Origin of the sequence: Methylomicrobium lacus LW14 (assembly GCF_000527095.1) — a bacterium.
Lineage (GTDB): Bacteria > Pseudomonadota > Gammaproteobacteria > Methylococcales > Methylomonadaceae > Methylomicrobium > Methylomicrobium lacus.
This window is the reverse complement of sequence record NZ_AZUN01000001.1, coordinates 4,227,988-4,249,315: the sequence shown is the minus strand read 5'-3', so window position 1 is coordinate 4,249,315 and position 21,328 is coordinate 4,227,988. Positions and strand designations below refer to the sequence as shown.

At 56.9% G+C, this 21,328-nt stretch carries 19 protein-coding genes; 8 read left to right on the top strand and 11 right to left on the bottom strand.

From position 1 onward, the window contains the following. Position 1: 1 nt before the first annotated feature. From METLA_RS0119730 to METLA_RS0119700, 6 genes are all read right to left on the bottom strand, one after another. Entirely contained in the window at positions 2 to 2,455 is a 2,454-nt protein-coding gene (locus METLA_RS0119730) for a heavy metal translocating P-type ATPase (RefSeq protein WP_024300202.1), read from the bottom strand. A gap of 39 nt (positions 2,456 to 2,494) precedes the next feature. Then, a complete protein-coding gene (locus tag METLA_RS0119725; RefSeq protein ID WP_024300201.1) occupies positions 2,495 to 3,103 on the bottom strand; it encodes a hypothetical protein in 609 nt (202 codons plus the stop codon). A 101-nt stretch (positions 3,104 to 3,204) separates the two neighbouring features. After that, a complete protein-coding gene (locus METLA_RS0119720; protein WP_024300200.1) occupies positions 3,205 to 3,513 on the bottom strand; it encodes a hypothetical protein in 309 nt (102 codons plus the stop codon). 142 nt (positions 3,514 to 3,655) lie between these two features. After that, positions 3,656 to 3,835, bottom strand: a complete 180-nt coding sequence (locus METLA_RS0119715) for a heavy metal translocating P-type ATPase metal-binding domain-containing protein (RefSeq protein WP_024300199.1) — start codon at positions 3,833 to 3,835, stop codon at positions 3,656 to 3,658. A 391-nt stretch (positions 3,836 to 4,226) separates the two neighbouring features. Then, positions 4,227 to 4,424, bottom strand: a complete 198-nt coding sequence (locus tag METLA_RS0119705) for a hypothetical protein (RefSeq protein WP_024300197.1) — start codon at positions 4,422 to 4,424, stop codon at positions 4,227 to 4,229. Positions 4,425 to 4,846: 422 nt separating this feature from the next. Next, positions 4,847 to 5,887 (bottom strand): hypothetical protein, encoded by a 1,041-nt coding sequence (locus METLA_RS0119700; RefSeq protein ID WP_024300196.1) that lies wholly within the window; start codon positions 5,885 to 5,887, stop codon positions 4,847 to 4,849. A 487-nt stretch (positions 5,888 to 6,374) separates the two neighbouring features. Here METLA_RS0119700 and METLA_RS24000 point away from each other — a divergent pair, with 487 nt between their 5' ends. The 8 genes from METLA_RS24000 (at position 6,375) to METLA_RS0119660 (ending at position 16,571) form a co-directional block, all read left to right on the top strand. After that, complete coding sequence (locus METLA_RS24000) at positions 6,375 to 6,464, top strand: potassium-transporting ATPase subunit F (RefSeq protein ID WP_036281936.1); 90 nt, start codon at positions 6,375 to 6,377, stop codon at positions 6,462 to 6,464. Then, positions 6,464 to 8,272 carry a potassium-transporting ATPase subunit KdpA gene (kdpA, locus tag METLA_RS0119690; RefSeq protein WP_024300195.1) on the top strand — a complete coding sequence of 603 codons (1,809 nt, stop codon included), beginning with the start codon at positions 6,464 to 6,466 and terminating at the stop codon, positions 8,270 to 8,272. The genes METLA_RS24000 and kdpA overlap by 1 nt, the downstream gene beginning before the upstream one ends. 18 nt (positions 8,273 to 8,290) lie before the next feature. Next, the gene (kdpB, locus tag METLA_RS0119685) at positions 8,291 to 10,363 is read left to right on the top strand and encodes a potassium-transporting ATPase subunit KdpB (RefSeq protein WP_024300194.1); all 2,073 of its coding nucleotides are present in this window, start codon (positions 8,291 to 8,293) and stop codon (positions 10,361 to 10,363) included. Between the two features lie 47 nt (positions 10,364 to 10,410). Then, complete coding sequence (gene kdpC / locus METLA_RS0119680) at positions 10,411 to 10,998, top strand: potassium-transporting ATPase subunit KdpC (RefSeq protein ID WP_425411754.1); 588 nt, start codon at positions 10,411 to 10,413, stop codon at positions 10,996 to 10,998. Positions 10,999 to 11,031: 33 nt separating this feature from the next. Beyond that, a complete protein-coding gene (locus METLA_RS0119675) occupies positions 11,032 to 11,964 on the top strand; it encodes an MCP four helix bundle domain-containing protein (protein WP_024300192.1) in 933 nt (310 codons plus the stop codon). A 112-nt stretch (positions 11,965 to 12,076) separates the two neighbouring features. Beyond that, the gene (gene corA / locus METLA_RS0119670; protein WP_024300191.1) at positions 12,077 to 13,099 is read left to right on the top strand and encodes a magnesium/cobalt transporter CorA; all 1,023 of its coding nucleotides are present in this window, start codon (positions 12,077 to 12,079) and stop codon (positions 13,097 to 13,099) included. 9 nt (positions 13,100 to 13,108) lie between these two features. Next, positions 13,109 to 15,850: a sensor histidine kinase gene (locus METLA_RS0119665; RefSeq protein WP_024300190.1), complete on the top strand. Its 2,742-nt coding sequence runs from the start codon at positions 13,109 to 13,111 to the stop codon at positions 15,848 to 15,850. 25 nt (positions 15,851 to 15,875) lie between these two features. Beyond that, entirely contained in the window at positions 15,876 to 16,571 is a 696-nt protein-coding gene (locus METLA_RS0119660; RefSeq protein WP_024300189.1) for a response regulator, read from the top strand. Between the two features lie 39 nt (positions 16,572 to 16,610). On the opposite strand, the gene METLA_RS0119655 is transcribed toward METLA_RS0119660, so the two are convergent. The 5 genes from METLA_RS0119655 to METLA_RS0119635 all read right to left on the bottom strand — a co-directional run bounded on the left by METLA_RS0119655 (position 16,611) and on the right by METLA_RS0119635 (position 21,326). After that, positions 16,611 to 16,883, bottom strand: a complete 273-nt coding sequence (locus tag METLA_RS0119655) for a hypothetical protein (protein ID WP_024300188.1) — start codon at positions 16,881 to 16,883, stop codon at positions 16,611 to 16,613. Positions 16,884 to 17,064: 181 nt separating this feature from the next. Beyond that, positions 17,065 to 18,822, bottom strand: coding sequence for a protein-disulfide reductase DsbD (gene dsbD, locus METLA_RS0119650; RefSeq protein WP_024300187.1), 1,758 nt, complete (start codon positions 18,820 to 18,822; stop codon positions 17,065 to 17,067). Positions 18,823 to 18,884: 62 nt separating this feature from the next. Beyond that, positions 18,885 to 20,318, bottom strand: a complete 1,434-nt coding sequence (locus METLA_RS21610) for a nitrous oxide reductase accessory protein NosL (protein ID WP_084480195.1) — start codon at positions 20,316 to 20,318, stop codon at positions 18,885 to 18,887. Continuing rightward, positions 20,302 to 20,829, bottom strand: coding sequence for a TlpA family protein disulfide reductase (locus METLA_RS0119640; RefSeq protein ID WP_024300185.1), 528 nt, complete (start codon positions 20,827 to 20,829; stop codon positions 20,302 to 20,304). Before METLA_RS0119640 ends, METLA_RS21610 begins: the two co-directional genes overlap by 17 nt. Then, a complete protein-coding gene (locus METLA_RS0119635; RefSeq protein WP_024300184.1) occupies positions 20,826 to 21,326 on the bottom strand; it encodes a nitrous oxide reductase accessory protein NosL in 501 nt (166 codons plus the stop codon). The genes METLA_RS0119640 and METLA_RS0119635 overlap by 4 nt, the downstream gene beginning before the upstream one ends. Between the last annotated feature and the right edge of the window lie 2 nt (positions 21,327 to 21,328).

Here is a 21,328-nt window from a genome sequence, read left to right as displayed (position 1 = left end):
CCTATTTTTTACTCAAACGCAACGAATTCAGAATCACCGACAGCGAGCTCAAGGCCATCGCGGCGGAGGCGATCATCGGATTCAGCCTGCCGACCGCGGCGACAGGAATCGCGATCGTGTTGTAGCCGAAAGCCCAGAACAGATTCTGCTTGATGATGCGGATCGTGTCGGTGCTCAACTCGATCGCATCGGTCACCTTGGTGATGTCGCCCTGAGTCAAGGTCATGTCGGCCGACTCGATCGCGATGTCGGTGCCGCTGCCGACCGCAAAGCCGACATTCGCGGCGGCCAAGGCCGGCGCGTCATTGATGCCGTCGCCGATCATGCCGACGACTTTGCCTTCCGCTTGCAGACGTTGAATGATCGCGAGTTTTTCTTCCGGTTTCGCATTCGCTACGATTTCAAAAATACCGACCTTCGCCGCGATGAACTGCGCGGTCTTTTCGGTGTCGCCGGTCGCCATCACGGTCTCGACGCCGAGCCTATGCAGGCGCGCGATCGCCTCGGCCGCATGCGCCCTCGGCTGATCGGAGATGCCGAACACCGCCGCTTCCTTGTTATTGACCGCCATGTACACCGGCGTCTTGCCTTGTTCGGCGAATTGGCCGGCCGCGGCTTCCAGATTCTGTACGTCGATGTCGCGCTGGCGCATCCAGGCCAGATTGCCGAGCAGCAAGGATTTGCCGTCCACTTCGGCTTCGATGCCGCGGCCCGGTTCGCTGTAGAAATGCGCACAGTCCTTGAGTTCGATGCCCTGCTCGCGCGCATACTCGACGATCGCCTTGCCGAGGAAGTGCTCGGAGTTGCGCTCGGCCGAGGCGGCCAGCATCACGAGCTTTTCCTCGCCGAGGCGCGAGACTTTCAACAGATCGCTGACCTTCGGCTTGCCTTCGGTGATCGTGCCGGTTTTGTCGAACACGATCACGTTCAGCTTCGCCGCGACTTCGAGGCTCTCGCCGTTGCGGATATAGATGCCCTTCTTCGCGGCCTGGCCGGTGCCGACCATGATCGACGCCGGCGTCGCAAGTCCCAACGCGCAGGGGCAGGCGATCAGCAGCACGGTGATCGCATTGCCGAGCGCGAAGCCGAACGGCGCGCCCAGCGCCATCCAGCCGGCAAAGGTCAGCCCGGACACCGCCATTACCGACGGCACGAACACCGCGGAAATCTGATCGACCTGTTTCTGGATCGGCAGTTTGGCCGATTGCGCCTGATCGACCATGTGCACGATGCCCGCCAGCACCGTATCCATGCCGACCGCGGTCGCGCGGATTCTCATCACGCCGTTGCCGTTCACGCAGCCGCCGATCACCTGATGGCCGACGTCCTTGACCACCGGCATGCTTTCGCCGGTCACCATCGACTCATCGACGGTCGAAATGCCGTACACGACCTCGCCGTCGGTCGGAATCCTCTCGCCCGGCCGCACTAACAGGATGTCGCCGACCGCGACGCTTTCGACATCGACGACGATTTCCCGATCGTCCCGGATCAAGGTCGCGGTCTGCGGCTGCAAGTCGACCAGTTGCCGGATCGCTTCGCCGGCCTTGCCCTTGGCCCTTTCTTCGAGGTAACGGCCGAGCAGCACGAACACGATGATCGCGGCGGCCGCTTCGAAATACATGTGGCCGCGCCGCCGGAGGAACGACGACAGGCTAAAGGCATAAGCGGCGCCGACGCCGAGCGCGATCAGCGTGTCCATGTTCGCGGCCTTGTGCTTGGCCAGCCTGATCGCCTTGTCGAAAAACGGCTTGCCGGAGCCGAACACGACCGGCGTCGCGAGCATGAATTGCAGCCAGTGCATCGGGCGCGACTTCGCCATGCTCATGCCGAGCACGATCACCGGCGCGCTCATCACGGCCGACCACAAAAACCGCCGCCAGGCCGAGCGGATACGGAACTGTTCCTTTTCGATCAGTTTCTTGCGTTGCGACAAGGTATCCATCGCATAAGCCTTGTAACCGAGGCTGGCGATCTTCGCCGACACCTCGTCCCGGTTCAATTGCCCGACCACGGTCAGGGTCTCGGTCGCGAAATTGACGCTGGCCTGTTTGACCTTCGCATCGCGATTGAACACCATTTCGAGCAGCAGCGCGCAGGACGCGCAGGTCATGCCTTCGATCGCCAGATCGACTTCCTGCACGCCGTTCGAGAAATCGGCTTTTTTACGCTGGCCGCTTGAACTGGGCTTGCTGGCCAGATTGCCGAGCACCGCATCCAGCATCACCAGCAGATTCGCCTTCGGCAGACGGTTCGGATCGAATTCGATCACGACCGTGCCGAGCGCCGGCGTCGAACGCACCCGTTTGATTTCGGCGCGTTTTTTGAGCAGGATTTCGAGGATGTAACAACGCTCGTCGTCCTTTTTTAACATCGGCGCCACGATCCGTATCCGCCGTTGCAGCTGATGCCGTATCTGAAAATGTCTGTAGCCTGTCGCGGCAAGATCGTTCATCGATAATTCCTACTTACTCATTACTGAATCTTCTGGCGCTTAAGGTTTCGGCCGGCGCGAACGCATCAACAGATAAATCATATAAAACGCCGCCATCCATTCGTAGCGGTACCTGAACGGACGCGGAATCCATTCCTTGGTGATGTGGTCCCAATGCAGACGGATCAGGAACAACACCAGCATGTCGTTCAAAAAATCGATCACCATCTTTTCCGGGTCCTTGAAAAACTTCCCCGGTTTGGTCAGCCCCGTGGTCACGATCTTCGCGGCCTGCAAGGTTTCCTTCGCATCGTCGTATTTATTGCCGAACCAGCGGAAGACCTTGATATTCTTGAGTCGGTTCTTGACGCGCTGCTTGGCGATCTGCACGGCTTTCGGCCGGGCTTCCGCCAGCGCTTCTTTCTCCAGTTCGCTGACGATCCGGAACAACAATTTGCACAGGCCCGTGAAATCGTGCACCGTTTCCTGATAACGGATGGCCAATTTTCTCTGGCTTCGATACACATGAACCCGGTAAACGCCGTCCACAGCCAACAGCCGTCCGGTCAACGCTTCAGCTATCTGTTCGTCACAAAACGCGGAAGGTATTTCAAAACGAACGTGCTCTGACCCGCGATAGCGTAATACAAACTCTTTTTGAATAGCCATAAGTCAAAAAACACTCGGAATAGACAAAAACGGGTGATTCCCTCATCAAGAGAAATCACCCGTCTCTGCAAAAAAGGGGAAGGGAAATACCCTGCGGCTTGTCAGCTCTCTTCCTGCGTCTCCGCGACGATGTCTTCCAGATTTTCTTTTTGCTGCAACACAAAGTCCTTGCCGGAATCGATCGCTTTGTTGGCGCTCGCGATGATTTGCTTGCGGTATTTATACACATAAATACCGGCCACGACGCCGGCCCCAAACACCAGAACGGGGTATTTCGTTAATTTACTCATCAATTTTGCTCCTGTATGTACGGTAACGGAAGCCATCGAGCCTTTCACAATTTCCTTGCCCATGGAATCCTTGACTTTACTCATTTCCTTCATCACGCCTTTGCCATGTACATGCGCCATCACGACACTCCTCTTGTAGTTGAATCCAAAACCTTCGCCGACCGGCAACTGCCGCACGGCATACGGACGCTGCCGTGAACATCGGCTTTGCTGAAAATCTGTTTATAGGGGGGGACAAGGAAGGGGCTGGAAAAAACGCAACTCAATCGTTTTGATCCGTTTGATCGGCAAGCGTGAGCACATCATCCTCATGCAGCATCTGATAAATGCCCATGCAACCCTCGCAACAAAAATCCTTGTCACCCTCCTTCGTGCGCAACTTGAAACCTGGGGTCAACACCGGCAATCCGCAAAGATCACACGCCTTATCGATTTCGCTCATATCAACATCAGTTTATTACGTGGTAGGAAAATGCTACTAAACTCGGCGACCAGACGCAATGCCTTTCTAAAAAAAATAGCGGCAAGCAAAAAAACCCGATCCACACGACCGTTGCGGCGTACGAACCGGGCAAGGATGACAATGAAGAGAGGGTAAAAATTAACTTCCCGAAATTCGGCTTGATCATTCCCCTTCGTGCTCAAAGGATACGTTCTGCGTAGGCATGGGATTTGCCTTACTCAGCCGGAGCGTCCTTAGGCGAGTTCCCGCACCGAGCGCTCATCGTTATACACAAATCCGTCACTCCGGCAAGTATGACGACACTGATGTATAACGAAGAGCGCCAAGCATGGGAACTAACCCTGAGGGGAAACCATGAACGGGGCAAGCCTCAGCTTCTGATCGCTTGATTGCCGGCTTTCATCACCGCCATTCTGAGCGCGCCGGTCAGGCTTGCACCCAACCCGATGCGGGTTGCCAAGGCAGGAATTAGAATCATCGACGCCAACGCGAGACCGGTTCCCAACAACAAGGCGCCGTTATTGCCGGAAGTTTTTGTGACTTTGGACTGTGCTAATTGTTGACTCATTATTATGACCTCATGACAGAGTAATGCTTTATCAATAAATAAGCAGATTCAATGCCAAAATTTCAAAAGAGTCGTAAAATTTCGAAGGCGCTTGCCCTCACCCGCTCAAATGGCCGGTTTTACTGGCTTTGGACTGACTTTGGTTGACGTCCTCCCGAACAATCGTCCACCTCGGTCTCCCGCCTATCATGCAAGTTCCCTATTTTTTCATGGAGATGCGTGATTTGACTTATTTGGACTGCGTTAAATAACATAGTTTAATTATTCCCGGCTTAATGAATTTAATGTTACGTATTGTCCACAAAAAACACGAAAGGCACGAAAAAATGGATGGGGAAATGGGTTGCGGTTTTCTTGAGTCTGCCTTTCGTGGATATTAATCGTAATATCTGAAAACGCTGGCGATGCGGCCGCTTTGCGGCTCAGGCGATCAGCCGCACCTTCGCAAAGCCGCCGTTTTCGGTCCGCAGGTTGGTCACCTGCCCCTGATAAATCCGCGCGGCGACGCCGAGAATCCGGTCGCGATACACGAACAGCCGGTAATCGGTCTTGAAGGATTGACCGTCCGCGCCTAACGTCAGTGAAGGCGGAATCCGCCGCTGGATCAAGGTCTCTTCATGCACGAGTTCGGCCAGCTTGTGTTTGGTCAGCTTGTCGCCGACATAGACGCCCCGGCTCGCATAGCCGGTCTCGGGCTTGAACACCCATTGTTTGCGCGTGCCCCAGGCTTCCTCGGTCGTCAGTTCGGCCAACAACCGGGTTTCCGGTACCGTCGCCGCCAACAGCGAGACTTCCGCGTCCGAGAGCCCGAAGCCCTGCATGATGGCAGGCCGCGACCACAGCATCATCCGCCGCTTGTCGGCCAGCAAGCCGTAGGCATGGGGATTCGGGCTCAGGCACACCTGCCCTTGCAGGTAGGCCGCGCGGATGTGTTCCATCTCCGGCGTTTGCAGATAAAAATCGCAGTGCCGGTTATAAATCATCTCGACCGCTTTGCCGTTGAGATAAAGCCCGCCCTCTTGCGTCGCAATCTCCGAGGGATCTGCGAGCACCGTCTCGATACCGGCTTTGTTGAACAGCGCAGCAAAAACCTGCATTTCGGCATAAAGCGGCTGCTCTGCCGGCTTTTCATCCAGAATCACCAGGGTTTGGGGGCGCAAATCGGGAGCATTCCGGTAGCGCGCATAGTCGTCGTAGAATGTTTTCAGCAGCCTTGAGCCCAGCCGCGCCGGAAATTCGACCGCTTCCGGATCATCAAACAGGCTCGCATACCAGATGCCGCCGGCATTGGTATTCACCTCGATCAGCTTCGGCCCGGCCTCGGCCAAATGAAAATCGTAACCCATCATCACCGCATGATGACCGGGATCGAAGCGCGCGCTTACCGGCAATAGGCTCTCCAGATGGCTCCGGTAGGCGGCATTGCCGCTCAATTTGTGCAGCAGGCGGACGAGACGGATCATGCGCCGTAAATCCCGGCGGGACAAATCGGCGGGATAGGGACTAATAGGGAGAGATGGTGGATTCATTGCCCTCTACGGCAGGATGGTGAAATGGTTAAAACAAACAACAAAGGCGCGCATTCTACCGAAAATGCGTCGATGAGTTCAGGAAGTTGTCTTACGTTCGGCCACAATTGCGGACAACAAAATGACTTTTTCGCAGCATAATCATCTAAAGATAGAAGCAATTTTTACATCTTTTTTATTTTTGAATGCGTAATCTATTCCGCAATCAAACCGATCGAGCCGGGAATCACTGTTTTCTGTTGCATCCCGACACTGAGAGGTTAAGAGGAACCTACGGACACCGATGAGGCCCCGTAGCTTTGCAAACCGTACTGAATCTTAAGAGAACTTGTATGGACATCGCATTTATCTTTCTTTGCGCAGGGTTTTTCCTGCTGACCGGCGCTTTGGTCTACGCCTTCGAAAAATTAAGGAGTTCGTCATGAGCGGGCTTTATCTCCTGAGCGCGGGCATCGCATTGGTGATTTTCATTTACCTTGCTTTTGCATTGTTTTTTCCGGAGAAATTCTGATGACAAGCAATGTTTTTTTACAAATCGCGGTTTATCTCGCCGCTTTGCTGGCATTGGCGAAACCGCTCGGCTGGTACATGGCCCGCATTTATCTGGACAAGCCGATCAGGCCAATGCGCTGGCTTATCCCGGTTGAAAGACTGATCTACCGTCTCAGCGGCGTCAATCCGAAACAGGAAATGCGCTGGACCGAATATGCTGCCGCCCTGCTGGTTTTCAATCTATTGGGTTTCTTTGCCGTGTTTGCCTTACAAAGACTGCAAGCTTATTTGCCGTTCAATCCTCAGCATTTACCGGCCGTCAGCCCGGATTCGGCGTTCAACACCGCGGTCAGTTTTGCAACCAATACCAACTGGCAGGGCTACGGCGGCGAAACAACGATGAGTTACCTGACCCAGATGCTCGGACTGACCGTGCAAAACTTCGTCTCGGCAGCAACTGGCATGGCGGTGTTGGTCGCGCTGATTCGCGGTTTCATCCGGCGCAATCAGGAGACGATCGGCAATTTCTGGATCGATCTGACCCGCGGCACGCTCTATATCTTGATGCCGCTGTCGCTGCTCTTGGCATTGATTTTGGCCGGGCAAGGCGTCGTACAGACCTTCAAGCCCTATCAAAGCGTCGCGTTGACCGAGGCGGCCCGCTACGAGCAGTCTAAGCTCGGTGACGACGGACAGCCTCTCAAAGACGCCGAAGGCAAGCCGGTGCTTGAAAAAATCGCCGTGCATGAACAAACCCTGGCGCTGGGTCCTGCGGCTTCGCAAGTCGCTATCAAACAGCTTGGCACCAACGGAGGCGGCTTTTTCAACGTAAACTCGGCGCATCCTTTCGAAAATCCGACGCCGTTGTCGAATTTTCTCGAAATGCTGGCGATTTTGCTGATTCCGGCCGCGCTCTGCTACACCTTCGGCATGATGGTCGGCGATGTCCGGCAAGGCTGGGCGATTCTAGCGGCGATGACGATCGTTTTTGTTACGCTGGTCTTCGTGACCGTCACCGCCGAACAGCACGGCAATCCAATCTTGACAACTCTCGGCTCGGATCAAAACCCGTCGAACACCCAAGCCGGCGGCAACATGGAAGGCAAGGAAACCCGTTTCGGCATCGTCAATTCGGCGCTTTGGGCGGTCGCGACGACCGCGGCATCGAACGGTTCGGTCAATGCGATGCACGATTCCTTCACGCCGCTCGGCGGCATGATGCCGATGTGGCTGATGCAGCTTGGCGAAGTGATTTTCGGCGGCGTCGGCTCCGGTCTGTACGGGATGATCGTGTTTGCGATCGTGGCGGTGTTCGTGGCCGGGTTGATGATCGGCCGCACGCCGGAGTATCTCGGCAAGAAGATAGAGATTTTTGAGATGAAAATGGCCGCCGTCGCGATCCTGATTCCGCCGCTGATGGTGTTGGGCGGCACGGCCGCCGCGGTAATGATCGATGCCGGTAAAAGTTCGCTATTCAACCCCGGCGCGCACGGTTTCAGTGAAGCGCTCTATGCGTTTTCGTCGGCCGGCAACAACAACGGCAGCGCATTCGGCGGACTGTCCGCGAATACGCCTTTTTACAATCTGATGCTCGGTCTGGCGATGCTGTTTGCGCGTTATTGGCTGATCGTGCCGGTGTTGGCGATCGCGGGCTCCCTGGCCGCGAAGAAGATCGTGCCGGTCAGCCCCGGCACCTTGCCGACGCACACGCCTCTGTTCGTGGCGTTGTTGATCGGCACCGTGCTGATGGTGGGCGCGCTGACCTTTGTTCCCGCGTTGGCGTTGGGGCCGATCGTCGAACATCTGCAAATGGCAAAAGAACCGTAGGCTGGATTGGAGAATTTTATGCGTAAAAAATCGGTTTCCACCGCGTTATTCGACCGGCAAATTTTACAGGAAGCGCTGCTCGATGCCTTCCGCAAATTATCGCCCCGGCAGCAGGCGAAAAATCCGGTGATGTTCGTCGTTTACATCGGCAGTCTGCTGACGACTTTTTTATGGATTCAATCACTCAGAGGGCAAGGCGAAGCCGAACCGGGTTTCACCTTGGCGGTCGCTTTATGGCTATGGTTCACGGTGTTGTTCGCCAACTTCGCCGAAGCGGTCGCGGAAGGCCGCAGCAAGGCGCAGGCGGCTTTCCTGCGCAGCGCCAAGCGCGACATCGCGGCGAAAAAACTCGACGAACCGCGCTACGGTTCGAACTACAGCAAGATCGCCGGCTCGACGCTGCGACGCGGCGATGTTGTGCTGGTCGAGGCCGGCGATTTCATTCCCGGCGACGGCGACGTGATCGAAGGCGTCGCCTCGGTCGACGAAAGCGCAATTACCGGCGAAAGCGCGCCGGTGATCCGCGAGTCCGGCGGCGACTTCAGTTCGGTCACCGGCGGCACGCGGGTGCTGTCGGACTGGCTGGTGGTCAGAATTACGGTCAATCCGGGCGAAACTTTTCTGGACCGGATGATTGCAATGGTCGAAAGCGCCAAGCGCCAGAAAACCCCGAATGAAATCGCCCTGACGATCCTTTTGGTCGCATTGACGCTGGTATTCCTGCTCGCGACCGTGACCCTGCTGCCGTTCTCGCTGTACAGCGTCGAAAGCGCCGGTTCCGGCAAGCCGATCTCGATCACGGTGCTGGTCGCGCTGCTGGTGTGCCTGATCCCGACCACGATCGGCGGCCTGTTGTCGGCGATCGGCGTCGCCGGCATCGGCCGAATGATGCAGAAGAACGTGATCGCGACTTCCGGCCGGGCCGTCGAGGCCGCCGGCGACGTCGACGTGTTGCTGCTCGACAAGACCGGCACGATCACCTTGGGCAACCGCCAGGCCTCGGCCTTCATTCCGGTCAAAGGCGTCATCGAAAAGAACTTGGCCGATGCCGCGCAACTGGCCTCATTGGCCGACGAAACGCCGGAAGGGCGCAGTATCGTGATCCTGGCGAAACAAAAATTCGGCTTTCGCGAGCGCGACGTGCATTCTTTGGGCGCCACTTTCGTACATTTCAGCGCGCAGACGCGGATGAGCGGCGTCAATATGGAAGGCCGGCAGATCCGTAAAGGCGCGGCTGACTCGATCCGCGCCTACGTCGAAGAACAGGGCGGCAAGTTTCCGCAGGAGATTCAAACGCTGGTCAACGATGTCGCGCGCCGCGGTAGCACCCCGCTGGTCGTCGCGGAAGGCGCGCATGCGCTGGGTGTGATCGAACTGAAAGACATCGTCAAGGGCGGCATCAAGGAGCGCTTTGCAGAACTGCGCCAGATGGGCATCAAAACGATCATGATCACCGGCGACAACCGCCTGACCGCCGCCGCGATCGCCGCCGAGGCGGGCGTGGACGATTTTCTCGCCGAAGCGACCCCGGAAGCCAAGCTCAAGCTGATCCGCGAGCATCAGGCTGACGGCCGCCTGGTCGCGATGACCGGCGACGGCACCAACGATGCGCCCGCGCTGGCCCAGGCCGACGTCGCGGTGGCGATGAACAGCGGCACCCAGGCCGCCAAGGAAGCCGGCAACATGGTCGATCTGGATTCGAATCCGACCAAACTGATCGAGATCGTCGAAACCGGCAAGCAAATGCTGATGACGCGCGGCGCCTTGACCACCTTCAGCATTGCGAACGACGTGGCGAAATATTTCGCGATCATTCCGGCCGCTTTTGCCACGACCTATCCGGCGCTGAATGTCTTGAACGTGATGCAGCTCGCGACGCCGGATAGCGCGATCCTGTCGGCGGTGATTTTCAATGCATTGATCATCATCGCGCTGATTCCGCTGGCATTGAAAGGCATCCGCTACAAGCCGGTCGGCGCAGACATGCTGCTGCAAAACAATTTGCTGATCTATGGCGTCGGCGGACTGATCGTGCCGTTTATCGGCATCAAGGCGATCGATTTGCTTCTGGTCGAACTGGGCCTTGTGTAAAGGCCAAAGGTGGATGCAATCCGCTTATCCGTCCTACTCACTCTAATATGGTGCTAGACATGATTAAACTTATCAAACCTGCGGTTATGATGTTACTGATCTGGACCTTGCTGACCGGTGTTATGTATCCGGCTCTGGTGACGGGGCTTGCACATGTGCTTTTCCCCAATCAGGCCAACGGCAGCATCCTGAGGGATAAGCAAGATAAAGCGGTGGGGTCGGCGTTGATCGGGCAGCCGTTCAGCGGCAATAGCTACTTTTGGGGCCGGCCTTCGGCTACCGCACCCTACCCCTATAACGCGGGAGCATCCAGCGGCTCCAATTTAGGCCCGACTAATCCGGCGCTGGCGGATGCAGTGAAACACCGGATCGAGGCTTTGCAGGCGGCCGACCCTGAAAATAAAGCCCCGGTTCCGGTCGATCTGGTCACCGCTTCCGGCAGCGGATTGGACCCACATATCAGTCCGGCAGCCGCGGAATTCCAAATCAAACGTATCGCCAATGCGCGCCATATCGATCCGAAGAAGCTTCAAGAAATGGTGCGGATGCATACCGAGGGCCGACAATGGGGCTTTTTAGGAGAGCCCAGGATTAACGTCCTGACCTTAAATCTGGCATTGAACGCCATGCAGTAGAAGCGAACTTAAACGAAAACTAGAGGCTGGAGTATGGAACAAAAAACGAAGAGAAGATTATATGATTTCTTGCCCTGGATACTGGCTTTTGCGGTCTTGGCGGCATTCACCCTCTTTGTCTTTGTTTATCGAGAGGGGGCTAATCCATTCGAGACGCAGTTTATGAAGGTTAATTTGTTATCAACGATGAAGATTCATCTTCTCGAAGCCGTTGAGGCCGAAAAAAACGCCGTACTTGCCATTACCGATGAGGCATCGGAAGATTTCGCCGCCCAAGCTCGCCAGGCTGCCGATCGCGTAGAAAACAGTCGGAAGGAAATCGAATCCATCATTTATCGAGAGAAACTCCCTCGAGAGACAGGGATGATGAATGAGTTCAATTCTTGCTGGTCGCACTATAAGAAATTAGACGAAACGATTCTGAATCTTGCAACTCAGAACACCAATTTCAAGGCCCAGAAGATCTCCGCGACGCAATGCGCTGAAGAAATGCAGCGTTTTGAAGAGAGCTTGAACCGCCTCATCCAACGATACACACACCGCAGCCAGTGTAACGATGCCGTCATGCACTCGTATGAAGCGCTCACGGCCAGCCTGAACGTCTTCGCTCTTCACAAACCGCATATTGAAGAGACGGACGATCAAGCGATGGATCAGATCGAGCAACGCATTCAATTTTATGACGAATTGGCCAGGAAGGCTCTTGGGTCTCTTGATCGCCTTGAAGGACTCAGCGATGATGAAGACCTGAAGGCCGCAGAGGCCGCATATGGTCGATTTATGGATTTGACCCGGGAGGTTTTAAGGCTTTCCCGGCTGAATACGAATATCAAGTCGGCGGAACTCTCCCTTGGGAAAAAAAGGTTGATTGCTTCACAATGCCAGGAGATCCTCGCCGCCCTCAAGGAGACAGTCCAACCTCAGGGTAATTATTCACTGCCCCGTTCAAAAAAGGGGATTGAATAAATACGGCGCAACAGTTCAAATCGGCCAAAATAAGAGTAGCCTAATCCCTTCCTCAGGGCACGGCGTGAATACATCAGCCATAAAAATTATGAATGAGGCTTCAGACTGAGATATGGAAAACCCGCAATTGAATTTTGCGTTTCCGGAGCACCCCATCGATCCTTCGATGGTGATGAACTGTGTGGCCTACAGGCACGGCAAACGCATAGGCGCGATCACGTTGGAGGCGATCAGCGATGTGCTTGCCGAAGAGGGAACCTTCGTCTGGCTCGGGCTGCGCGAAGCCGATAAGGTCTTGCTGGCAAAAATCCAGAAAGAGTTCGGATTGCATGAACTGGCCATCGAAGACGCCTGTTCGGCGCATCAACGGCCGAAACTGGAAGAGTATGGAGACTCTCTGTTCCTGGTATTGCGGACCGCGCAACTGACCGAAGACCAGCAGGTTTCATTCGGCGAAACCCACTTCTTCATCGGCGCGCGTTTTTTGGTTTCGGTGCGGCATTCATCGTCCTTGAGTTATACGAAAGTGCGCGAGCGCTGCGAGAACATGCCGGAGCAGTTGGCCAAGGGTCCCGGTTTTGCGCTGTACGCGCTGATGGACTTCATCGTCGATCATTATCTGCCGGTTGCCGAAGGCTTAGGACAGCGACTCGAACGACTCGAAGCGGATATTTTCGACAAGGATTTCCGCAGTGAAACGTTCGCACAGCTTTACGACCTAAAGCGCGATTTGCTGCTGCTGCAAAGTGCGACGATGCCGTGGCTTGACATCTGCAGCGAACTGATGCGTTTTCATACGCACATCATCCCGAAGGAAACGCGCTTTTATTTCCGCGACGTGCACGATCACGCGCAACGCATCCACCAGGCCGTCGACGGCATGCGCGATATGCTGAACGACGCGATGCAGGTGCATTTGACGATGGCGACGGTGCGCCAGAACGAAGTCGTCAAACGGCTGGCCGGCTGGGGCGCGATTTTGGCGGTACCGACGATGGTGTTCAGCTTATACGGGATGAATTTCAAGCATATGCCGGAACTTAACTGGCGCTATGCCTACCCGGCAACGCTCTTGATCGTGACCATCGGCTGTATCTGGCTGCATCGCCGCCTCAAAAGCATCGGCTGGCTGTGAGGCCCACGGATGTCCAGCATCGAACGCCCCGACCCCGATGAACTCCTGGCCCGCGTCGCGCGGGAACAGGCGAAGGCCCGGCGCGGGCGCTTGAAAATCTTTTTCGGCGCCGCGGCGGGCGTCGGCAAGACCTACGCGATGCTGCTGGCGGCGCGCGAAAGGCGAGCGGAAAACCTCGATGTGGTCGTGGGGTTGGTCGAAACCCACGGCCGCGAGGAAACCAAGGCCTTGCTGGAAGGCCTGGACGTCTTGCCGGCCAAACAAATCGATTACCGCGGCACCGTGCTGCGCGAATTCGATCTGGACGCGGCCTTGAAGCGGCGCCCTTCAATCATTCTGGTCGATGAACTCGCGCATACGAATGCGCCGGGCTCGCGCCATCCGAAACGCTGGCAGGACATCGAGGAATTGCTCGATGCCGGCATCGACGTTTATACCGCGTTGAACGTGCAGCATCTCGAAAGCCTGAACGACGACATCGGCCAAATATCTGGCATCCGCATTTGGGAAACCGTGCCGGATACCGTTTTCGAAGAAGCCGACGAGGTCGAACTGGTCGATCTGCCGCCCGATGAACTGCTGCTACGGCTCAGGGAAGGCAAGGTCTATCTGCCGCAGCAGGCGCAGGAAGCGATCCGCAATTTTTTCCGCAAGGGCAATCTGATCGCGCTCAGGGAATTGGCGCTTCGGCAAACCGCGCACCGGGTCGATGCGCAGATGCTCGATTACCGGGAAGACAATGCGATTCGCGAGGTCTGGCAGGTCAGCGAACGGATTCTGGTCTGCATCGGTCCTAATGCGCTGGCCGAACGGCTGGTCAGGGCCGGCAAGCGCTTTGCAGTCAGCCTGCGCGCCGACTGGATCGTGGTTTATGTCGAAACCCCCGAATTGCAGCGCCTCCCCGCCGAAAAGCGCGATGCGGTGCTGCGTGTTTTACGCACCGCGGAACAGCTTGGCGCGGAAACCGCCACGCTGAGTTCGCCGAATATGAGCGAAGCGATCATCAAATTCTCCAGCGACAGAAACGTGACCAAGATCATGATGGGCAAACCGTCCCGCCGCGGCTGGCGGCGCTTTGTGCTGGGCTCGGTCGTCGACACCTTGATCGGCGAGGCGCACAACATCAATATTTATTTGCTCGGCAGCCCGCAAAAATCGCGGGAAGAAGAGGATGCTCCGCTACTGGCCGCGCGCCGCAGAGATGTGTTGCCGGGTTTGCTGCAACGTTCGAAATCCCGCAAAAAAGGCTATTATCTCGGTTATTATTGGGCGGTCGGCGTGACCTTGATCAGCGCGGTGCTCGCCCGGTTGATGCACGGGAGCTTCGAGCAATCGAACCTGGCGATGATTTTCCTGCTCGGCGTCGCGCTGATCGCCGCGCGCTTCGGCCGAGGGCCATCGGTGCTTGCGTCGATTCTCGGCGTCCTCGTATTCGATTTTTTCTTCGTGACCCCTTTTCACAGCTTTGCGGTCTCGGACACCCAATATCTGGTCACGCTCAGCGCGATGCTGATCGTCGCGATGCTGATCAGCAATCTGACTGCGAATGTACGCTCCCAGGCCAAGGTCGCCGCGCACCGCGAGCGGCGGGCCTCGGTGCTGTATGCGATGAGCAAGGATCTGGCGGCGGCGGAGAGCGAGACGGAGATCGTACGCACCGCGGCGCGCCACATTCATGCCGAATTCGGCAGCCGCAACGTGATACTTTTTCCGGACGCGAGCGGACGCATGATCTATCCAAATGAACCGGGCATGCCTGAATCACTCTCAGGCGCCGATCTCAGCGTCGCGCAATGGGTCTTCGATCATAACGAAATGGCCGGCCAGGGCACGACGACCTTGCCCGGCGCAAAGGCGATCTATTTTCCGACCGATGACGGGAGCACCGTGCTCGGCGTGCTGGCGCTGGTGCCGGTCAATCTGCGCCGGGTATTTCTGCCCGAGCAGCAAAAACTGCTCGCTACATTTTTGCGGCTGATCGCGCAGGCGGTAACCCGCTTGCGGCTTGCCGAACAAGCGAAAATCGTGCAGTTGCAAATCGAAACGGAAGGCCTGCGCAACTCGCTGCTCAGTTCGATCTCGCATGACCTCCGCACGCCCTTGGCGACGATCGTCGGCTCCGCGAGCATTCTCGCGGAAGACGACGGCAGTTTGAAAGCCGAAGACAAGATCGAAGTGAGCCGCGCGATTTACGACGAGGCGAGGCGCATGTCGAATCTAGTCAGCAATATACTCGACATGGCGCGGCTCGATGCCGGTACGATTCAGTTGCACAAGGAATGGTATCCCCTGGAAGAGATTATCGGCACCGTGTTAACCCGTTTCGACAAACGGACCAGCGACCGTCAGGTCAAGGTGACTTTGCCGCCCGGTATTCCGATGATTTATGCCGATGCGGTGATGATCGAACAGGTGTTGACGAATCTTTTGGAGAACGCCCTGCGTTATACGCCGGCCGGCAGCCCTTTGGAAATTGCAGCGGAAATGTCCGACGATTGGGTCGAAATTTCGCTCGCCGACCGCGGCCCGGGGATTCCGGCGGGACTCGAAAACCGTCTGTTCGAAAAATTCTACCGGCTGCATGACGAAACCGCGCAAAGCGGTGTCGGCCTGGGACTTGCGATTTGCCGTGCGATCGTCGCGGTGCATGGCGGCTCGATCCGCGCCCATAACCGTGCCGATGGCGGCGCGATTTTTTCTTTCCTATTGCCGCTCGACCTTCAGCCCCCGGCCGTCGCACAGGAAGAATGAATCGGGCTCTGAGTCCTAATCAAAAATGACCGCGCTAAAACTCAAAATCATCGTGATCGAGGATGACCCCCCGATCCGCCGTTTTTTACGCACCGCGCTCGACACGCACGGTTTTGAAGTGTTCGAAGCGGCAACCGGAAAACAGGGCGTGATCGAGGCGAATAGCCGCAAAGCCGATTTGATCATACTCGATCTGGGACTGCCGGACATGAACGGCGTGGACGTTGTCAAGGCGGTCCGCGCCTGGTCCGAAATGCCGATTATCGTGCTGTCGGCGCGCAGTGCCGAAGCGCACAAGATCGAAGCGCTCGATGCCGGCGCGGACGACTACCTGACCAAACCCTTCGGTCTCGGCGAGCTCTTGGCCCGTATCCGCGTGGCGCTGCGCCATGCCGCCATCCCTCCCGAACAAACCGAGGCCGGCGTGTTCGTGACCGGCAATCTCCATGTCGATTTAATCAACCGCCGGGTTTACAACGACGATCAGGAAATTCACCTGACGCCGATTCAATACCGGCTGCTGGCGGTGCTGGTCAAACACGCCGGCAAGATATTGACGCATCGGCAGATTTTAAAAGAAGTCTGGGGGCCGAATAGCATCGAAAGCCCGCATTATCTGCGGATTTACATGAGCCAACTCCGGCATAAACTCGAATCCGACCCGGCTCAGCCCAAATATCTATTGACCGAATCCGGGGTGGGTTATTGGCTGAAAGTTTAGAACAGGCCGGTTAACTCGGCATTTTGGGAAAAGCGCGCCTCATTTATCGCCGGATTGGAAAGGCAGCAGGTTTTTCCCCTGATGCTGTAGCTGCCGGGCCGTGCGGATGATCTTTTTGCGCTCCTTGTGCGCATAGATACCCGCCGCCACGCCGAGACCGAACACCACCAGAGGGTAGCGCGCGACGCGGTGAACCACCTCCGTGGCGATCTGGGTGCCGACCGTGATCAGGCCCAATTTGATCAGGGCGTCGGTTTTGGTGCCGAAATCATCTTCAGTCAGGCTCTCTGTTTGGTTTTGCTCGTTTTGCATGCGGTTTCCGTGTGTTTCCTGGTATCAAATAATAGATCTTTGCAAGCTGATGCGTCTTTGCCATTAAGTTAAGCCGTTCGGTTCGCTGAGCGAAGTCGAAGCGATTTGTTGGCTTCGGCTTCGCTCAGCCTACGATTAAGTTTTACGAGGAAGCGCTTAAATTAATGGCAGCGTGCCCGCATCACCGGGTTTCTGTCGTGGTAAGCCTTTCGATATGCGTCAGAAAGGCCTCGCTGTCCATAGTGCCGACGATCCGGAATGCTTTTTGCTCCCGCTGATCCGGCCCGAAGAACAGGATCGCGGGCGGTCCGACCAGCTGAAAGCGCCGGAGCAGTTCCCGTGCCGCCGCGCCCTCCTCGGTCACGTCGGCCTGCACCAGCGTCAATGCCGACAATGCCGCGCGCACCCTCGGATCGGAAAAAGTCAGGTTCTGCATCTCCAGACAGGATACACACCAGTCGGCATGGAAATCAAGCATCAGCCATTGGCCTTTCCTCCCGGCCTCGGCCAGCTTTTGTTGCAGGCCGGCCGCGGTCTCGACGTGTTGAAAGGCCAGCGGCTCGGCCTGGCAGGCAACCGCCGCCGTGCATAACACTGCCAGATAATCGCGCTGCGGACGGGTCATCACGCCAACCAGCAGTAACAAGCCATAGATGAAGACGATCGCTCCGGTGACCTTCCAGAGTTTTTTGGAACCCAGATACAAGAGCGGCACGGTCAGCAGCAAACTCCACAACACCCACATCACCGAAGACGGCAGGATGCGCCCCAGCAGCCAGATCGCGACCGCCAGCAGCCCCACGCCGAAGACCGTCTTCGTGACATGCAGCCAGGCGCCGGCGCGCGGCATCAAGCGTCCGGCCGAGGTGCCGATCAGGAGCAGCGGCAGCCCCATGCCCAGGCCCAAGGAAAACAGCGCCAGGCCGCCGAGCAGCGCATCGCCCGACTGGCCGATATAGATCAGCGCGCCGGCCAACGGCGCGGTCACGCACGGACCGATCGTCAGCGCCGACAGCATCCCCATCATCGCCGCTCCCAGCCAGTTGCCGCGCCGTTGCCGGGAGCTGATCGAGGTGATTCGGGTTTGAATGAAGGCAGGCATCTGTAACGTGAACAAGCCGAACATCGACAGCGCCAACAGCACGAAGATCCCGCTCGCGCCGATCAGCACCCAGGGCTGCTGGAAGAAGGCTTGCAGATTCTGTCCGAACAGCGCGGCCAAAATCCCGAAAACGGTATAGGTCAGCGCGGAGGCGAGCACATAGCTGAGCGACAGGCCGAAGGCCCGCCGCGTGGTCAGTTCTGCGCCGTCGCCGATCACGATGCCGGAGATGATCGGAATCATCGGAAAAACGCAGGGGGTAAATGCCAACAGCAGGCCGAAACCGAAAAAGCTCAGCAGGATCAGGCCGAGCGAATGCCCCGCCAACACCGCCGCGATCCGCTCCGGCTCCGCGGCAACCGGCGGCATGATGCTGCCCGCCGCGGCATCGCCGGCCTCCGGCAGGTCGAACGCCACGGTTTTGTGAATCGGCAGATAACAAACGCGGTTTTCGGCGCAGCCCTGATAGCTCAGATCGATCACGACCCGGTTTGCCTTGGGGTCCAGGCGCCGAAGCGGCAGTTCGGCCGTCACGTTGTCGCGGAGGATCTCGACGGTGCCGAGAAATTTATCCTGCTTGACCTCGCCCTTCGGCAAAACCGGGCTCCCCGCCTCGATGCCGGGGGTTTGCGAGGCAAATTTGAATTTATGCCGGTAGAGATAATAGCCCTCGGCAATGGACCAGGAAAACCTTAGCGTCCCGGAATTTTTGACCGCATGCGTCAATTCAAACGCCGCCTCGGGATCGAGCAATTCCGTCTCATCGGCCCCGAAGACCCCGCATGCCGGCCAAAATAGCAGGCAGAAAAGCAAAATTGAAATCGGCAGTTTTCGCATGGTTCAGGTTCATTTTCGTCCCACCGGCGTTAGCGCCTGGCGGGACGAAGCTTGAGGAAGGGTCAATAATCCGGCGCGCTGCGGAAGGTCCATTGGACCGCCAGGTTCGCGAAGAAGCCGTCACCCAACTGCACTTGCTGAAAAGGTTGGCCTCTTGGATTGACGACATCCTTCGAATTCAGGTCTTCATAGATCGGCAAACCGACCGAACCGCGCAATTTGAAATTGCCGCCGAAGGCGTTCAGGAAGCGATAGTCGCCGACAAACGCAAGATTGGTGACCGTACCGCCGCTGTTGCCGATCTTGACGCCATTATCTATGCTTTTCTCGGTGTAACTTGCGTCCACTTCCACGCCGAACATCAAATCATAGTTTGGCGTATAGTGTAATGCCAAACCGACCGCAGCCACGTCGCCAAAGGCGTAGTTATCGTCGTTTTTGGGGTTGGCCGTATAGAGCGCGGACGTATGCAACCAGAAGTCTTTCCAGCGCTGCGAGTACAACAGGCCGCCGGTAAAGGTCGCGGTATCCTTGCCCAATTGCAGGGCGGGGCCGGTAGTAACCAGCTGTTTTCCGCTGATCGGATCGAGCGCCCGCGTTGCGCTGAACTGACCGGTCGGCAAGGTCGTGCCGAGCAGCACGCTGACAAATTTGTCCCAACGCGTGCTGCGCCACACATTGTAACGTCCCTCCAGAGTAATGTCGCCGATGCCGTTTTCATTGCCTATCGTTTCGCCGAATGTCGAACCGGCTGGCGTTGTCGTTTGCGTTAAGGTGTGGGTTCTCCGCTCCAACCAGGGCACATTGATGAACAGCGCCAGATCATCGGTTGGCGAATAGTTCATGATCAGCGCCTGTTGATGGCCTTCGAGCTTGCTCGGCGCGCGCGGTTGCGCCTTGTTCGCGCCGATGAAATCCCCCGGCGTCTTGCTGCTGGCGGAGCCGACCTTGACCCGGTCCTTCTCGGTATAGCCGTAAACCATGCCGACGCTGAAGTTGCCCTTGCCCGGCGTCACCGCGGTGCGGATCCGGAACGGCGCGGTCGTGCCGACCGGCGATATGTCCTGGTAAGCGATATTGAAATCGATCACATCGCCGCCTTCCTTGGCCGCGAACGCTTCGGCCTCGTCCCGCTTCGCAAAAGCGATGTAGTTCGGCACCATGTCCGGAATCACCTTGCTGCCGACCACATAGGTCGCCTCTTCCGCATCGATCAGCTGGCCGGAGACCCAGTCATGCACCTTGACCGACGCGAACGCGGAGATGCCGCCGGCATCCTCGACTTCGCGCAACATACAAGCGACGCCGCAGGTATATTCCTTTTTGCCGTCCTTGTAGACCAGTTCGGCGGCGCTCTTTTGGTATTGGTCGATATACATGCCGCAAACCCTGCAACTTGACCGTTCATGTTGATGTTCCTCTGCCCGGACTTGGGCAGACAGCAACAGAAACAAGCCTATTGCCGGCAGTATCGCTATGTTAATTACCGCTTTCATAAAAACCTCCCTTGTTCAGGACTGTGGTAAAAAGCTTTTCTAAGGCATCCGCCTCGGCTTCGCCGCTGATTTTTCCGCGCAGTATGCCTTCCTCGTCGATCACGACCGTGGCCGGCAGGAATTTCACGCCGAATTGTTTGGCCGCCGCGCCGTATTGATCGACCAGCAGCGGATAAGTCAGTTGCCTGAATGGTTCGAAGCGTGCGTCGTTTTTTTCGACCGGACTGACGTTGACCGCGACCGGCAGGAAGCTCCGGTCCTTGTATTTTTGATAGAACCTTTCGAGCGTGAATAATTTTTCTTTCTCGCAAAAGCCGCAATCGATCGCCCAGAAACGGATCAGCACGACCTTGCCGCGCACATCCTTTGGCAGCGTGAACGGCTTGCCCTGCAAGTCGGCCAGCGTGACCGTCGGCACAGTATCGCCGATCTGCAAGCTCCCTTTCTTGCCGCATGCGCTCAGCAAGGCTAAGGCAACAAAGGCCAACAACAGCCAGGGTCCGATTTTCATGAGCGGCGATCCAGCGACTCGATCACGGCCGGCGTCACGTCCTGAAAGCGCAGGATCGTTTTGCCTTTATGGTCTTCCAGAAACTCCTGCGCCGCCTCCTGATCCTTGAACGGCAAGAGTTCATGCCCCATCGGCCCCAACACGTCGGAGCCGATCACGTAAAACGCGGTTTTCGCGTCAATCAGTTCGACCTCGTAATAATCGGTCACATAAATGCTCTGGATTTTGTCCGCCGATTGGCCGGGCGTGTATTTCGCGGTATCGAAAATATGCTTGAACATGTCCTTCGCGCCGTCATAGAAAAAGGCCTCGCCGCTTTGAAACACGATGCGCGCGACCCATTTCGGGTATTTGTAAACGAACATGCCGCAGACCGGGCAGCGGTCGGTTTTCTTGATCGTGACCTCGCCGTCGCCGCTGTAACTCGCGCCAGCAATGCTGAGCAACAAAATCAAAGCCGGCAGGCGCAAAGAATGAAGCTGAATACGGGTAGGCATCG

Coding starts and splice junctions, on each gene's coding strand:
- METLA_RS0119730 (WP_024300202.1), bottom strand. CDS start 2,455: ATGAACGATCTTGCCGCGACAGGCTACAGACATTTTCAGATACGGCAT.
- METLA_RS0119725 (WP_024300201.1), bottom strand. CDS start 3,103: ATGGCTATTCAAAAAGAGTTTGTATTACGCTATCGCGGGTCAGAGCAC.
- METLA_RS0119720 (WP_024300200.1), bottom strand. CDS start 3,513: ATGGCGCATGTACATGGCAAAGGCGTGATGAAGGAAATGAGTAAAGTC.
- METLA_RS0119715 (WP_024300199.1), bottom strand. CDS start 3,835: ATGAGCGAAATCGATAAGGCGTGTGATCTTTGCGGATTGCCGGTGTTG.
- METLA_RS0119705 (WP_024300197.1), bottom strand. CDS start 4,424: ATGAGTCAACAATTAGCACAGTCCAAAGTCACAAAAACTTCCGGCAAT.
- METLA_RS0119700 (WP_024300196.1), bottom strand. CDS start 5,887: ATGATCCGTCTCGTCCGCCTGCTGCACAAATTGAGCGGCAATGCCGCC.
- METLA_RS24000 (WP_036281936.1), top strand. CDS start 6,375: ATGAGCGGGCTTTATCTCCTGAGCGCGGGCATCGCATTGGTGATTTTC.
- kdpA (WP_024300195.1), top strand. CDS start 6,464: ATGACAAGCAATGTTTTTTTACAAATCGCGGTTTATCTCGCCGCTTTG.
- kdpB (WP_024300194.1), top strand. CDS start 8,291: ATGCGTAAAAAATCGGTTTCCACCGCGTTATTCGACCGGCAAATTTTA.
- kdpC (WP_425411754.1), top strand. CDS start 10,411: ATGGTGCTAGACATGATTAAACTTATCAAACCTGCGGTTATGATGTTA.
- METLA_RS0119675 (WP_024300192.1), top strand. CDS start 11,032: ATGGAACAAAAAACGAAGAGAAGATTATATGATTTCTTGCCCTGGATA.
- corA (WP_024300191.1), top strand. CDS start 12,077: ATGGAAAACCCGCAATTGAATTTTGCGTTTCCGGAGCACCCCATCGAT.
- METLA_RS0119665 (WP_024300190.1), top strand. CDS start 13,109: ATGTCCAGCATCGAACGCCCCGACCCCGATGAACTCCTGGCCCGCGTC.
- METLA_RS0119660 (WP_024300189.1), top strand. CDS start 15,876: ATGACCGCGCTAAAACTCAAAATCATCGTGATCGAGGATGACCCCCCG.
- METLA_RS0119655 (WP_024300188.1), bottom strand. CDS start 16,883: ATGCAAAACGAGCAAAACCAAACAGAGAGCCTGACTGAAGATGATTTC.
- dsbD (WP_024300187.1), bottom strand. CDS start 18,822: ATGCGAAAACTGCCGATTTCAATTTTGCTTTTCTGCCTGCTATTTTGG.
- METLA_RS21610 (WP_084480195.1), bottom strand. CDS start 20,318: ATGAAAGCGGTAATTAACATAGCGATACTGCCGGCAATAGGCTTGTTT.
- METLA_RS0119640 (WP_024300185.1), bottom strand. CDS start 20,829: ATGAAAATCGGACCCTGGCTGTTGTTGGCCTTTGTTGCCTTAGCCTTG.
- METLA_RS0119635 (WP_024300184.1), bottom strand. CDS start 21,326: ATGCCTACCCGTATTCAGCTTCATTCTTTGCGCCTGCCGGCTTTGATT.